This window comes from Streptomyces sp. NPDC050211 (assembly GCF_040656035.1).
Lineage (GTDB): Bacteria > Actinomycetota > Actinomycetes > Streptomycetales > Streptomycetaceae > Streptomyces.
Map to the genome: position 1 here is coordinate 1 of NZ_JBFALC010000122.1, position 13823 is coordinate 13823.

The 13823-nt window shown below is 67.8% G+C and carries 11 protein-coding genes and 8 pseudogenes; 11 read left to right on the top strand and 8 right to left on the bottom strand.

Annotated elements, in window-relative coordinates; all coding sequences use genetic code 11:
• The coding region (locus tag AB0I98_RS48170) for a hypothetical protein (RefSeq protein ID WP_362952620.1) at positions 1-183 on the bottom strand (183 nt) is incomplete at its 3' end.
• A 144-nt stretch (positions 184-327) separates the two neighbouring features.
• On the opposite strand from AB0I98_RS48170, the gene AB0I98_RS48175 reads away from it, so the two are divergent.
• Positions 328-1170 carry a helix-turn-helix transcriptional regulator gene (locus AB0I98_RS48175; RefSeq protein WP_362952622.1) on the top strand — a complete coding sequence of 281 codons (843 nt, stop codon included), beginning with the start codon at positions 328-330 and terminating at the stop codon, positions 1168-1170.
• Positions 1171-1238: 68 nt separating this feature from the next.
• Here the strand turns inward: AB0I98_RS48175 and AB0I98_RS48180 are convergent, their stop codons facing one another.
• Positions 1239-1484, bottom strand: coding sequence for an enolase C-terminal domain-like protein (locus AB0I98_RS48180; protein WP_362952624.1), 246 nt, complete (start codon positions 1482-1484; stop codon positions 1239-1241).
• A 250-nt stretch (positions 1485-1734) separates the two neighbouring features.
• Between AB0I98_RS48180 and AB0I98_RS48185 the strand changes: the two are divergent.
• Both AB0I98_RS48185 and AB0I98_RS48190 read left to right on the top strand, forming a co-directional pair.
• Positions 1735-2403, top strand: a pseudogene (locus tag AB0I98_RS48185) (RNA-guided endonuclease TnpB family protein); the annotation flags it as partial.
• A gap of 60 nt (positions 2404-2463) precedes the next feature.
• Positions 2464-2722: pseudogene (locus tag AB0I98_RS48190) on the top strand (IS701 family transposase); the annotation flags it as partial.
• On the opposite strand, the gene AB0I98_RS48195 reads toward AB0I98_RS48190, so the two are convergent.
• Positions 2655-3233, bottom strand: coding sequence for a TetR family transcriptional regulator (locus AB0I98_RS48195; RefSeq protein ID WP_362952626.1), 579 nt, complete (start codon positions 3231-3233; stop codon positions 2655-2657). The pseudogene AB0I98_RS48190 and the gene AB0I98_RS48195 overlap by 68 nt on opposite strands.
• Positions 3234-3344: 111 nt before the next feature.
• On the opposite strand from AB0I98_RS48195, the gene AB0I98_RS48200 reads away from it, so the two are divergent.
• Positions 3345-3938 carry a dihydrofolate reductase family protein gene (locus AB0I98_RS48200; RefSeq protein WP_362952628.1) on the top strand — a complete coding sequence of 198 codons (594 nt, stop codon included), beginning with the start codon at positions 3345-3347 and terminating at the stop codon, positions 3936-3938.
• A 252-nt stretch (positions 3939-4190) separates the two neighbouring features.
• Positions 4191-4574: a VOC family protein gene (locus AB0I98_RS48205; protein WP_362952630.1), complete on the top strand. Its 384-nt coding sequence runs from the start codon at positions 4191-4193 to the stop codon at positions 4572-4574.
• Positions 4575-4614: 40 nt separating this feature from the next.
• On the opposite strand, the pseudogene AB0I98_RS48210 reads toward AB0I98_RS48205, so the two are convergent.
• Positions 4615-5358 (bottom strand): annotated as a pseudogene (locus AB0I98_RS48210) (IS5 family transposase).
• A 171-nt stretch (positions 5359-5529) separates the two neighbouring features.
• Here AB0I98_RS48210 and AB0I98_RS48215 point away from each other — a divergent pair.
• Positions 5530-5766, top strand: a complete 237-nt coding sequence (locus AB0I98_RS48215; protein WP_362952639.1) for a hypothetical protein — start codon at positions 5530-5532, stop codon at positions 5764-5766.
• Here the strand turns inward: AB0I98_RS48215 and AB0I98_RS48220 are convergent.
• The 3 genes and pseudogenes from AB0I98_RS48220 to AB0I98_RS48230 all read right to left on the bottom strand — a co-directional run.
• Positions 5759-6109, bottom strand: a pseudogene (locus AB0I98_RS48220) (hypothetical protein); the annotation flags it as partial. The gene AB0I98_RS48215 and the pseudogene AB0I98_RS48220 sit on opposite strands and share 8 nt — an antisense overlap.
• 210 nt (positions 6110-6319) lie before the next feature.
• Positions 6320-7111, bottom strand: coding sequence for a Tat pathway signal sequence domain protein (locus AB0I98_RS48225; protein ID WP_362952631.1), 792 nt, complete (start codon positions 7109-7111; stop codon positions 6320-6322).
• Positions 7108-7282 (bottom strand): annotated as a pseudogene (locus AB0I98_RS48230) (glycoside hydrolase family 88 protein); the annotation flags it as partial. The pseudogene AB0I98_RS48230 and the gene AB0I98_RS48225, both read right to left, overlap by 4 nt.
• 418 nt (positions 7283-7700) lie before the next feature.
• Between AB0I98_RS48230 and AB0I98_RS48235 the strand changes: the two are divergent.
• From AB0I98_RS48235 to AB0I98_RS48250, 4 genes and pseudogenes are all read left to right on the top strand, one after another.
• Positions 7701-7993, top strand: a pseudogene (locus tag AB0I98_RS48235) (IS630 family transposase); the annotation flags it as partial.
• A 787-nt stretch (positions 7994-8780) separates the two neighbouring features.
• On the top strand, positions 8781-9386 hold the full coding sequence (locus AB0I98_RS48240) for a polysaccharide lyase family 7 protein (RefSeq protein ID WP_362952633.1): 606 nt from the start codon (positions 8781-8783) through the stop codon (positions 9384-9386).
• A 3-nt stretch (positions 9387-9389) separates the two neighbouring features.
• On the top strand, positions 9390-10139 hold the full coding sequence (locus AB0I98_RS48245; protein WP_362952635.1) for a heparin lyase I family protein: 750 nt from the start codon (positions 9390-9392) through the stop codon (positions 10137-10139).
• A 193-nt stretch (positions 10140-10332) separates the two neighbouring features.
• Positions 10333-10927: pseudogene (locus AB0I98_RS48250) on the top strand (transposase); the annotation flags it as partial.
• Positions 10928-11366: 439 nt separating this feature from the next.
• Here AB0I98_RS48250 and AB0I98_RS48255 read toward each other — a convergent pair.
• A pseudogene (locus tag AB0I98_RS48255) lies at positions 11367-12535 on the bottom strand (IS110 family transposase).
• Positions 12536-13451: 916 nt separating this feature from the next.
• On the opposite strand from AB0I98_RS48255, the gene AB0I98_RS48260 reads away from it, so the two are divergent.
• Positions 13452-13733: a hypothetical protein gene (locus AB0I98_RS48260; protein ID WP_362952637.1), complete on the top strand. Its 282-nt coding sequence runs from the start codon at positions 13452-13454 to the stop codon at positions 13731-13733.
• The last annotated feature ends 90 nt before the right edge of the window (positions 13734-13823 follow it).

Genomic DNA, 13823 nt, shown 5'->3' on the forward strand with positions numbered 1-13823 from the left:
GCGGGCACGCGCGCCCCCAACCGACACGACGAGCATCGTCGTGTCGGACGGGTCGAGCGGCGAGGCCCGGGGACGGTCCAGAGCGTTGGGCGCCGTCGACGGGGGACCGTCGCCGCAGGCCGTCTTCCAGACCGACGGCCTGCGGCGTACCGCCGACGGTCGGCGAATTTCCCAGCGGGTCACGCAGGTCGAGGCCATCGGGTCGTTTCGCTGCGAGCGCCATCGGCGTCGGCCGTATGAGCGGCTTCGCGCGGGTGGGGAGGGAACTGCTCATCCATGGATCAGCGGTCTCTGGATAGTCGTGCGGGATGCGGCGAGGATGGGGGCATGGACAAGAAGGAACTGGCGGAATTCCTGCGTCACCGGCGTGAGACGCTGCGCCCCCGCGACGTCGGGCTGGTCGAGGGGCCGCGCAGGCGTACGCAGGGGCTGCGCCGCGAGGAGGTCGCGCAGCTCGCCGGCATGTCCACCGACTACTACGCCCGGCTGGAGCAGCAGCGTGCTCCGCAGCCCTCCGTGCAGATCACCGCGGCTCTCGCCCGGGCGCTGCGGCTGACCCTGGACGAACGCGACCATCTCTTCGTCCTCATCGGCCACAACGCCCCGGCCCGCTTCCACCGCCCCTCCGAACATGTCTGCCCAACGCTGATGCGGGTCCTGGACCGCCTGGACGACTCCCCGGCCCTGGTGCAAACCGACCTGGTCGAGACCCTCGCGATGAACCCGCTGGCCGTCGCGCTGCTCGGCGACCTGACCCGCCACACCGGTCTGGCCCGCAGCGGCTACTACCGCTGGTTCATGGACCCAGCGGAGCGTCTGATGGTTCCCGAGGAGAACCGCGAACGCCACGGCCGCGCCCAGGCAGCACGCCTGCGGGCCGCGCTGACATCCGGCAACGACACCCCCCGAGCCGCCCAGATCCTCGCCGAACTCCAGGAACACAGCCCCGAGTTCGTCCGCATGTGGGAACTTCAGGAAGTCGCCCAACGCTACGACGACTGCAAGAGCATCCTCCATCCCGAACTCGGCCGCATCGACGTCGACGCCCAGGTCCTGTACACCGAGTACCGCGCCCAGACCCTGGTTGTGTTGACCACTCGCCCCGGCACGGAGAGCCACAGCAAGCTCGAACTGCTCTCCGTCATCGGGCACCAGCAGCTCACCCCCTGACATCCTGTACCGGGGGCGGGTCGAGGCTCGGCTCCGCGTCGTCAGCGTTGGCGATCAGCCGAGCGGCCTCAGATTGTCCGGTCAGGGCCGCGGCGGCCGGACGAACGGGACAACGTTGCCTTGGGTCCTTCGAGGGCCTGCGCGGAGAGCACCGAGCGCCAGCCCCAGCGGGAGTACAGCCGTTCGCCGTTGGTGAGGGGGATGACGGTGGACCGCACCACGGCGCCGAGGTCGCAGGAGAACTCCGGCAGCACGGGATCTTCGACGAAGAGCGGCAGGAGAGGCTCCAGGAGCGGCAAGACGCGCAAGAACATCGGCCCGCCGAGTCGGCCGTGGAAGTCCAGTGCCAGTCGCGCTCCGATCCGATGGCCTCATGGACGGCGCTCACTTGCCCACGATGGCGTTGATCGCTGCGGACGTGGTGAGCGGGTCAGTCGGAGGCCGGCAGCAGCCGCTTGTTGGCCGCCCGGTCCGCGGGCCGGACCAGCGGCGGTTGAACGTATCGTCGGCCGACACCGCGCCGACCTGTGCGAATCCGCCCCGGAGCAGGACCGGGCCCACTTCAGCGAGCCGGACCCTAAGAGTGCCGTTGGCATCGACCTGGGCCTGGCTCACTTCGCTGTCCTGTCCGACGGCACGAAGATCGACTCTCCGCGGTTCCTGCGTCGCGCGGAGAAGAAACTGAAGAGGGCCCAGCGGGAGCTGTCCCGCAGGCAGAAGGGATCCAGGAACCGGGCCAAGGCCCGCCTGAAGGTCGCCCGCGCCCAGGCCAAAGTGGCTGACGCACGCCGCGAGTTCCACCACCAGCTCTCCACCACGCTGATCCGTGAGAATCAAGCGGTCGTGGTGGAGGATCTGGCGGTCAAGGCGCTGGCGTGTACCAGGCTGGGCAAGAGCGTGCATGACGCGGGCTGGTCCACGTTCGTGTCCATGCTCGAATACAAGGCGGCACGTTATGGCCGGACGTTTGTCATGATCGGACGGTTCCAGCCCACGAGTCAGGTGTGCTCCGCCTGCGGGATCAAGGACGGGCCCAAGCCCCTGCACGTGCGGGAGTGGACCTGCCGTGCATGCGGGACGGTCCACGACCGGGACCACAACGCCGCGAAGAACATCAAGGCCGCCGGACTGGCGGTGACAGCCTGTGGAGCGCGGGTAAGACCGGAACATGTTCCGGCACCGCGCGGTGAAGCAGGAAGCCATGGAATCCGGTCCGCAACCCGTGCCGCATAGCGGCACAGCACCGGACCGGAAGGCCAGAATCCTCGGGGTTCAGCCCGAGGAGCAAGTCAATGGATCACCAACCTGCCCGCCACCACCCCGGTCGCGGACCTGGTGCGGTGGGTCAAGATGCGCTGGCGCATCGAACACGACTACCGCGGACTCAAACACGGGCTCGGCCTGGACCACTTCGAAGGCCGCACCTGGCGTGGCTGGCAGCACCACGTCACCCTTGTCACCGCCGTCCCGGGCCTTCCTCACTACTAGTCCGCCACTCGCAGGATTCGCCGTGCCATTTCGTCGATCAACTTGTCGGTGGCGTATGGCGTGAGCAGCTGCGGCACCGTCAGGTCATCCAAGATCATTCCGAGCATCGACAGATACAGCAGGATGACGGCGGTGCGGTCGCCCGGTAGGCCCGCGTCCAGGTGGAAGGCGATGTTCCCGTCGAGCTGAGCGGTCAGGAATCGGGTGAGTTCTGCGTGCAGTTCGGGGCGGCGGGTGGCCTCCAGGCGCAGCTCCATCAGGGCGAGCCAGCTGCTGCGGTCGGCGCGCATGCGGCCGAGTAGTTGCTTGAGGAGGGTGGCGACGACGTCGGCGGATGGCTTCTCCTGCAAGGCGCCTGCCACTTGGGCTTCCTGTGGGGTGAGGCGCTCCTGGATGCGCTGCATGACCTGGGCCAGCAACTCTGCGCGGTCGGCGAAGTAGTTGGTCGTGGTGCCCTTGGGGACTGCGGCCTGGGTGTCGACCGCGCGCAGGGTGAGGCCGCGTGAGCCTTCGCGGGCGAGGACCTCGATCGCGCCATCCAGGAGGGCGGCCCTTCGTGCCGGGTTTTGACGCATGGCATTTTCCTTCCGGAAGACCGCTAGAGACCGTTGACGCCACTGCAAGTGCAGTACTATGTTCTTACTACTTCACTCAGAGTACATCGGTTGACGTCATCAGGAGATCGCATGCGAAAGCTCGTGTACTACATCGCCGTCAGCCTCGACGGATGCATCGCGGGCCCCGACGGGTCCGACCCCACCAGTGGGCCGGACGCCTTCTGGCCCATCAGCGAGGACTATGTGCAGCACCTCGCCGCCGAATACCCGGAGACGCTGCCCGGCCCTGCGCGGGACGCGTTCGGGATCAGCGGGGAAGGTGCGCACTTCGACACCGTCCTCGAGGGACGCCGGACGTACCAGAACGGCGTGGACGCCGGCATCGACAACGCCTACCCGCACTTGAGGCACCTCGTCTTCTCCCGGACCCTCACCGAGGCGCCCGATCCCTCCATCGAGATCGTCTCCACGGACCCCGTGGCCAAGGTGCGCGAGCTCAAGCAGGAGGAGGGCAAGGGCATCTGGCTGTGCGGCGGCGGAGAGCTGGCCAGGGCGCTCTACTCGGAGATCGACCAGCTGATCGTCAAGCTGGCGCCCATGACGGTCGGGGCGGGAACGCCGCTGTTCGGGCAGAAGGCTTCGTTCGACCCGGCGTTCTTCACCCTGACCGACAGCAGGATCCTGGGGAGCGGCACCATCTTCCTCACGTATGCGAAGAAGTGACACGGGAAGCCGCAGGAAGGTGAGTCCCGGCGGATCAATTGACCTTGTCGCTCCAGTTGACGAGACACGACAGGTAAGCGGGAACGTATGGGCCGTGAGCTGGTCAGCGGGGCAGGGGCAAGGAGTTGGTCCCGGTCGGCGAGCGGGCGGCTAGGGCGGGTATCGAAAGTGCTGCCATGGGGCCTGAGCTGTGTGCGAAGAATGAGCGCAACTCGGTGGCGGTTGGCGTGGAGATCAGGAAGGGTCGCGCGCATGGTCTCGGTATTGCAGAACGTGGCGATTGACTGTGCGGATGCCTACCAGCTGGCTCGGTTCTGGAGCAGTGTGACTGGCCGTCCGCTGCATCCGGACGACAGACCGGGTGGCCGGGAGACGCAGGTGCTGCTGGCGGAGGGCCCGGTGCTGCACTTCAACCAGGTGCCCGAGGCTAAGACGATCAAGAACCGGATCCATCTGTGTTTGCGCCCTGAGACCTCGCGCGATCAAGAGGTGGAACGGCTGCTGGGCCTCGGTGCCACCTTTGTCGCCGATCACCGGAATCCCGATGGTTCAGGCTGGGCAATCCTTGCTGATCCCGAAGGCAACGAATTCTGCGTTCTGCGCAGTGAGTCCGACCGAGCCGCCATGAATTCATGACGCTCACGCGCCGTCCTGGCCGGTCTCGTATGACAGCTGGTCACAGCCACTCGTTGATGGCTGCGACGAGGACGGTCGCTTCGTAGCGGACGGCGAGCCTGTCGTACCGGGTGGCCACCGCCCGGTGCCTCTTGACGCGATCGATGCCGCATTCGACTGCCTGGCGCTCGCGGTAGTCGGTCTTGTCGAACGTCTGCGGGCGACTACCGCGAGCGCCGAGTTTCCGGCGGTTCGCGAGCTGGTCGACCTTGTTCGGGATGGTGCAGCGGATTCCTCGTCTGCGCAGGTAGACGCGGTTCTTCCGGGAGGAGTACGCCCTGTACGCGCGGACTTTGCGCGGCCGGGTGCAGCTTGGTGGTCAGCCCGCCGCGCGAGCGGCCGAGCCCGCGGTCGGCCGGCCCCACCTGGACGCCGCCGGGCGGCTCCTTTTGCAACTCCCCCTCTTCCGCGCGCCGGCGGCATGCTGGTGCGCCCGGCATACCGTGGAGTCCACGCTGATGTCCCAGGCGATCAGGTGGTTGGCATCTGCCCGGGCCCGCAGCGCGGTGAAGATCCGCTGTCAGGTGCCGTCCCGCTGCCAGCGGCGGAACAGCTCGTACACCCGCCCCCACGGGCCGTACTCGGCGGGCAGGTCCCGCCAGGGGATGCCGGTACGCACCCGAAACCGGATGCCGTCGATCAACTGCCGCCGCGTCCATATCGGCGGCCGCCCCGGCTTCTTCCGCGCGGGCAACAGCGGTTCCAGCACCGCCCATTGCTCATCCGTCAGATCTCCACGCGACACGAATCAAGACCATCACACATCAAGATCCACTTTCGATACACGCCCTAACCGCATAGAGGGATGCGGTCGTCTGGACTCGATCTGCGGTTTCATAGACGGATGGCACGCCCTTGGCGCGTCTCTCGGACGGGTGTAGGTACGGCGGTTACCCGAGTGGGAGAGGCTGGCGGCATCGCTTCCGTGATGCCCGTGGTTGTGTACCCGCCCGACGGGGACGGCCGGCGCCGCGTGCGTGTCGACGGGGAACTGCTCGGCCGGGCGTACTCGCTGCGAGAGGTCGCCGAGTTCCTGCGCCCGGGTCGGGATCGACGAGCCGTAGGCAGGCGATCGGTCCCGCCGCTCCGGGAACGGGGCGGCGGGACGGTGCTCAACACGGGCGGCTTGGCCACGGGTTCGAGGCCTAGTTGATGCTCACCCGGAAGATCTTGTCCGAGCCGTCCGCCTCGACTCCGTTGTTGTCGCTGTCCGTCGTCGAGAGCCAGAGCCGGTCGGCGCCCGGCACCTTGGTGACCGTACGAAGGCGCCCGTACGTGCCCACGTAGTACGCCGTCGCAGTACCGACGTTCTCCGTGTCACTGGTGATCGGGATCCGCCACAGCCGCTCCCCGCGCAGGGACGCCATGTAAATGACGTTGCGGGTGCTGTTCTTGGACTTGTACTTGCCGGCCGGGAAGCGGACCGTGCCGCCACCCGCCGGATTCGCCGCCGTGACAGCCTTGTTGACGGCGGTGGTGTCGTTGGTGGAGCCGTCGCCCTTGGCTCCCTAGCCACGTACGTCGAACTCGGCTGCTGGGGTGGGAAGTTGGCTGGTCTCTGCGCGGTCGGGAAGTCGGCTGGCCTCTGCGAGGGGCGAGAGTCGGGGGTGGTCGGTGCGGAGGGCTGGGTCAGGCCGAGCACGATGGCGAAACGCGTAGAACACGGTCGGCCGCCCATCGCTTGCGCTGCTGCATGGGTCGGCTGCTTACACGAGTTGGTAGCCGCGCAGATTGCTGAGCAGGAGGTAGCAGTCCTGCAGAGACCCCGAGGTGTCGCCGAGGGAGCGGTAGATGCCCCACTTCGGGCGGACGCGGTCGGCGAGGAAGGTGTCGACGCCGGTCCTCGACTTGTCGATGACGGTGGTCGAGCCGTTCTTGAGGATCCAGCGGACCGAGCCCGACGAGCCGTTTCCGACCTTGAGCTGGAAGTCGACGTCGATCCATCTGTTGTGCAGCGGCTCCAGATCCGTGCGGCCGACGAGGATGTCGTCCTCGAACAGCTTCAGCTCGATGGTCTGCACGCCGTTCACCCGGCGGAGCGACTGCACGACGATCGGGGCGCTTCCGGCACCGGGCTGCTTCATCTGCATGATGTGGGTGAAGGTGGTGGTCGCCTTGAGCGAACTCGGTATGTACATCGAGTACGTGACCCGCCAGGTCTGGCCCTCGGTCCACTTGAGGTAGTTGCTGCCGCTGCCGTTGCGCAGGCCGGTGACCTCGTGGCGCTGGCGGTCCGTGGAGGTGTCCCGGTCGACGGTGTGCATGTTGAAGCGCCAGTTGTTGCCGGTGGCGTAGATGTGCGGGGCGGCGCTTGGGTGCGAGTCGGCTCGGTCGTCCTCGATGGTCTCGAACGCGCCGAGCTTGTCGCTGCTTGCTGACGGTGCCCACTTCTGCTGCCAGGAGGCGGCGTGTGCGGTGGTGGCGGGGAGGCCACCGACTGCAGCCCCTGCGCCGGCGCCGAGCGCCGCGCCCAGCAGAGTCCTACGGGATGTGCTCATGGCTGACTCACCTCGTCCTGAGTGGGTTGGTTCCGAGCTTGTGTTCTGAGCTGCTCGTTCCTGATCAGAAAGGCGCCGAGGCCGTGGAAGTCATTGGTCTCCCGAGGCCGGGCGATGTAGAACGCCGTAGTCGCCGACGTTGGTGCCGATGGAGATGCCGGTGAGGTTGGTGTGCCAGGAAGTCCTCCAACGGGCCGCGGTGCCGCCGTCGCGCACAGACGTTGCGGGCACGCTCGTTACCGGTCGCCGCGTGGGCGGGCGGTGACCTCGAGGGCGGTGTCGACGACCAGATACCCGGGTGTCTCCCCACACCATGTCCTCCGATGTCTCCTGAATGATCCGTTCTGTGTGCTGAGTTCGTACGCCGCCTCGATCATGTGTGCGCACCCGCTTTCGCGAGAGATGAGGGTGTGGGGTCCGAAGAGAGACTCCAGGCAGGAGCTGGTTTTCACATGTGTGAACTGGGTTCAGCAGTGTGCAATAGGGTTCCGGTATGGACGGACGCGGTCAATGGTCCGGACCGATAAGGTCCGATCCATTTCTGGCCAATCTTCGGTACGCACCGAACAATCCACGCATCGGCGTGGACATCCGCCGCTGGGCGAAGGAGAACAAGGTCGAACTGTGCTTCACCCCGACCTGCGCCTCCTGGGCCTACCCGATCGAGGCGCGCTTCGGGCCGCTGCGGCAGTTCACGCTGGCCAACTCCCAGCACCGCGGCCACCCCGCGCAGACCCCTGGCCCTGCACCGCTGCCTGCGCTGGAGCAATGCCGGCGCCCCGCCACCCTGACCTACTCGCCGCCCAGCGCAGGGAACGTGCCCGTGTCCGAGGTGAGAAGGGGATCCGCCGGGGCGGACGCCCCCTCGCCGCCACAGCCTGACGGCCAGTGACTCACAAGCCCCGGAAAGCACCGTCGTCGACGACGGCACCGCGAACTCCTCGAAGTCCATGTTCGCGCCCGAGAGGTTGTACTCGTTGCTCCACAGCTCGGCTGCCACAACGCGGACACCACACCCACGATCACCCCGCAGGTCCACCACGAGGCCGAGGTGGCGGCCGCGGAGTCCGCCAGCACAAGCCCTCGTACCTCCGGTCATCGACGAGTGCGACGTTGGCCAAGAAGCCGTCCTTGCTGGGCGAATACAACACCGCCCGAAGAGCGTCCCAAGCACCGTCCGCCGAGAAGTCAGTGCGCACAACAAGCGCTTCCAAAGTGCACGGGAGCTGCTTCATGCGCGTACGGCACCGCCAAGCCGGTGGACCATTCCGGTCACAGCACTGGGCGAGCGTTGGCGGTAGCCGGGGGCTGTGGTGGGGAACTTCTGGTGGGCCAGGAGTACACCCAGCACGGTGATCCCGCCCCCGACGCCTGAGTATGAGCCGATACGCCGCCAACCGGCCAGTCCGCAGGCGCGCTTACCCACCGCCACTCCGTGCACGCCACCCTCGCACATCGGATCTATCTTCGGCTCACTGTGAATGTTGACGGCCTGTGCGGCCAGTCCTACGCTGAATCGGACGATAGATCCGATGAATATGCAACGTCCCTGTGATTCGCCCGCTCGCCCCCGACACGCATGACGCCAACGGGAAGGATTGACATGTGCCCTACAAGACGTTCGATTCTGGCTGCCGGTGGCTTACTCGCCGGAGGCGCCGCCTGGGCGATGACCCCCTCGACGTCCTCCGCCGCAGCCGCCTCACCCACAGACGGCTGGAACAAGACCGCCTTCACATACGGCATGCAGAAGCCGTGGAACCTGGATCTGAGCGACCGTTACAGCAACAGCGGCGGCGTCCACCGGATGTGGGTGTACAGCACCGACGAGCCCATGTCACAGGGCAGTTCCACCGACCCGCGCACCGAGATGCGATGGAGGCAGCAGTACACCTCCGGACAGCACATGTGGGACCCCGACGTGTACATCCCGTCCGGCACGAACGGCGCGACCTTCGTGCAGATCCTCCGTGTGATCCACCCTGAGGGCACACCCGCCACGGACTTCATGCTCAACGCCTACAGCGCGAGCGGTGGCACGGTGCGGGCCTATGACCGCACGGTCCTGAAGACCAACGCATACGACACCTGGTTCAACGTCAAGCTCGCGCACAACGCCTCCAGCGGCAGCGTCAAGGTCTACTTCGACGACGAGCCGGTCCTGACGACCGAAGACCGGGGACCCGCCACCCGCCACTTCAAGAACGGCGTCTACCACCACGGCAGCGGCCGCGCCGAGGCGCGGTTCCGCAACATCACGTACTGGACGCGGTGAGCCATGCGGAGACGAAGGGTAATCGCCGCGCTCGGCGGACTCGGCCTCGCCGGTGTCGGCGCCGCACTCCTGCCGGCACGGGCGGACGCCGCCGACGAGGTCTACTTCCAGAACCGTGGCAGCGTCGAGGGCTGGGACCATGCCTACGCGCAGAAGGACGGCGTGATCGAGACCGTCGACTCACCTACGTACAAAGGCGCGCACGCCCTCGCGGCGACCCAGACGTACATCGAGGAGACCGGCGGCTACCACTCCGAGGTGATCCGACGCGGCGCGCAGAGCGTCGGAGAGGACTGCTACTACGGCCAGGTGATCCGCCTGGCGTCCGACTGGACGTTCCACGACCAGAACGTCACCTTCCAGCAGTGGTCGCCCGAAGACCCTGAAGGACCCTGGCTGTTGATGTTCGTCATCGGATCCACGATCCAGTTCGGCGGCTCCGGCGGCATCAAGGGCTCGGCCGGGTCGATCAGCGGCCTGCGGGGTACCTGGATCAGGATCGTCACCCGGCTGAAGCTCGCCGGCGACGGCCAGGGCGCCTTCGAGGTGTGGCTGAACGGCACGAAGACAGTGAGCCGCACCGGCATCACCGTCCTGCCGTCCACCTCGCGGACGATCCGCTGGTCCAACGGGATCTACTGCACCGCCTGGCGCGACGGGAGGCCGAGCGGCCCGCGGACGCTGACGATCCTGCACGACAACCACAGGATCGCCTCGTCCTACGCCCTTGCCGAACCGGCCAACTGGGCTTGACGCACATGTCGTTTGAGGACCATAAGCAACTGTCGCACCCCTGGAGGCACCCGGATCGGTGCTGGGCGGCACTGCGGTCGCCGCGCTGCCCGCGGCCGTCGAAGCCGCCCCCACCCGCGCTTGCGGACTCACAGCCGCGCAGGCGGCCAGCGCCTGCCCCACCAAGTCGACGAAGCTGCCGGGGAACATCATGGACCGCATCCACCCGAGGCTGACCACCCGCTCCGCGTGGATCGACCACACCGGCGAACGCCCCATCATCGAAGGCACGCTGATCCGCCTCCAGGCCGACTGCCTGCCCGGCGGCCACGACCCCGCTGCCCCTCTGGCTGTGTTCGTCAGCCACCGGTCTGAGCGGCGAGGACGTCGCCGTGCGCTGGCAGGCGTTCCTGAGGAGGTTCGACATCGAGCACCTCTTCAGGCTGATGAAACAGACCCTCGGGTGGACCCGCCCAAAACTCCGCACCCCGGAGGCCGGTGACCGCTGGACTTGGCGGATCATCGCCGCACACACCCAACTCCGACTCCTGCGCGGGGCCGCCGCCGACTTGCGGCGGCCGTGGGAGAAGCCCGCCGAGCCCGGCCGGCTCACCCCGGCCCGAGTCCGCCGAGGGTTTCGGAACCTCTGCCCGCGCCTGCACTGTCCGGCCCGCGCACCGAAGCCATCAACACCCGTACCAGGAAGACCGCTTGGCTCCAAAAATCGCCGTCCCACGACCCGCTATGGCGTCGGGAAGACGACCAGACGGCCCGAGAGCATCATCGAAGGCGACAGCCTCAGAAGTTAGAAAACGTGCTCAGGGCCCACGCTGGTCTAGGACACGATCTCGGTATGCACGCCAAGCGTCGAAAGCCGACTGGGCGCAGTCCGCGGTGAGGAAGTCTCCCGACCCAGTGTCGAAGGCCCGTGCTTTCAACGCATCGGCAACCGCGAGGGCAGCGTGAGCTGCTGCTTCGCTGTCGCCATGGATGAAGAGACTGACTCCGGCGACCGGGGCGTCATCAGCCTCGTTGACCGAGGTGCTGATGGAGAAGCCGGGACCCTCGTAGTCGCCCCAACCATTCTGCGAATACTCGATGCCCGGCAATCTCGTCTATCGCCTCGGCCTCGGGTGGAAACCGCATGATGAATACATCCCAGCTCACCCGCACAATCTACGCGCCAGCACTGACACTCAGCCCGGCCCTGAACCGGCCGCCTGGTTAAAGGACTTCCCAATGACGATGTCAAGCCGCTGGCTTGACGGTTGGTAGCACCTCGTAACACTCTCCGTCGCGGAGCATGGCCCACAAGACGTTCGCTCGTCGACGGGCCAGAGCAAGCAGGGCCTGCTTGTGCCCCTTCCCCTCGTTCCGCTTGCGCCCGTAGTACGCCTGGGAGGCGGAGCAGGTTCTCAGGCTGGCCATGGCGGAGAGGTAGAAGGCCCGGAGCAGGCCGCGGTGGTAGCGGCGCGGGCGGCGCATGTTGCCGCTGACACGGCCGGAGTCCCGCGGCACGGGTGAGAGGCCGGTGAAGGACGCCAGGCGATCGGCTGTGCCGAACGCCTCCAGGTCGCCACCGGTGGCGGCGATGAACTCGGCGCCGAGGAGGGTGCCCATGCCGGGCAGGCTCCGGATCACTGTCGCGTGCCGGTGCTCGTTGAACCGGGCCTCGATGAGCGCGTCGAGTTCGGCGATCTCCTCATCGAGGACCAGCACGCCCTTGGCGATGCGGGCGACCATGGCGGCCGCGAGAGTCTCTCCCGGCAGTGCAGTGTGCTGGGCCCTGGCCGCCTCGACGGCTGTCCCGGCGAGCGCGGCGGCGTTCTTCACCTTGCGGTTCTTCAGCCAGGTTCCGATCCGCCTGGCCCCGCTGCGACGGATCGCGGCCGGCGCCTGATAGCCGGTCAGCAGCATGACCGGGCCCTTCTTGCTCAGGTTCAACGCCCGCTCCAACGCGGGGAAGAACTCGAGCAGTTGAGCCCGCAGCCGGTTGGTCTGACGGGTCCGGTCGTTGACCAGGTCGAGGCGGCGGGCGGTCAGAGTGCGCAGGTCGACGGCTATCTCGTCGCCGGGCCGCAGGAGACCGAGGTCCTGGCGCATGCGTGCCTGGTCGGCGATGACGAACGCATCCTTCTCGTCCGTCTTGCCCTGGCCGCGGTAGGCGTCGACGCCTGATGCACGGCCAGGCCGGTGATGTAGACCATCGGCTGCTCGCGGCTGAGCAGGAGGCCGATGAGCAAAGCGGCGCCGCCGTGGTTGATGTCCACCGCCCACAGGGCGTCCTCGGAGAGCGCGAGTACGTCTGTGATCAGCTCCAGCAGGGCCGGTTCGTCGTTGAAGACTCGGCGTGAAAGGAGGCGTTCGCCCCGCTCGTCGACCACCACGCAGTGGTGGTGTTGCAGGCTCGGCAACATCTCCCAGGCTGGATCCGGCGCTGCGGCAACGCGGACCCGCCCCAGATCCTCAGCAGAGAAATAGATGTTCAGCACAGGCACAGACCCCCCGAGTCGACTGGCTGTGAAACAAGAGGGCAGCGCGGGCGTGACAGTTGCGTCGCCTCGGCCACAACGGCCCTGTGCGGCGGGGTCTTTCAGGTGAGACCGAAAGTGCGTGCGGTGCGTTCGGCCTCCCGGACACCCTGGAGGCGACCGAAGACGTACGGGTGTGGGGGAGACCTGGTGCGCAGAGCCGCCGTGCTGCCATTGCTGTTGCTCGCAACACTCGCTGCCTGCCGACCGGGCGACCCAGGCACGCCCGCCGCGCGCGCCGAGCCCGACGCCGCGCTCCCGCGCGAGGCCACCACCGAAGAGCTCGCGGCCCTGCGCCGGGCCGAGGACATCCTGGAGCGACGCTGCATGGCCCGCGCCGGGTTCGACCTGCCGGCGGCACCCCAGCCGGCCCGCACCGGCCCCGAGCCACCACCGATGGCGCTCGTCCTGGCCGACGTGCCGTGGGCCCGCGCGCACGGCTACGGCGCCCGCGTGCGCACCCCGGAGGAGACAGCCCGGCTGCGCGCGGACGACCCGGTAGGCGACCACCTCCGGGCATTGACGCCCGAGCGGCGCGCCGAGGCGCTGCGCGCCTGGCAGGGCGCCGGCGTCGACACCGTCGAGGTCACCCTCCCCGGCGGGACGACGACCGGGCGCAGTACCCGCGGCTGCACCAGCGAGGCGCGCGGCGAGCTGTACGGCGACTTCCGCACCTGGTTCGGCGCGGACGCCGTGGACCGCGGCGTCACGGCACTGGCCATGAGCCGGGCCCAAGCGGACCCGACGTTCACGAAGGCGCTGCGGGGCTGGTCGGACTGTGTGGCCGAGCGCGGGCTGCCGCATGCACTCACCGCAGCGGCTGCGGGCCGCACTGGGCGACTCGGCGCCCGAGGCCAAGGAGATCGAGTACGCCGTCGCGGAAGCGGCCTGCGCCGTCGGCTCCGGCCTCGCGGAGGTCGCCACGGACGCCGAGGAGCGGCACCTCGCGCAGGTGCGCGAGCAGTACCTCGCCGACGTGATCAACGCCCGCCGGATGCGGCTCGCCGCGCTGCCGGAGGCGAACCGGATCGTCCGCGACGAAGACCCCTCGCGGCACAACACCCACAAGAGAGGCACGAGATGAAGCAGTACGTACGGAGCATCCTCGCGACGGCGGCCGTGATCGGGCTGGTCGCCACCGCGGCTCCCGCCATGGCGGCCTCGGACGCGGGAC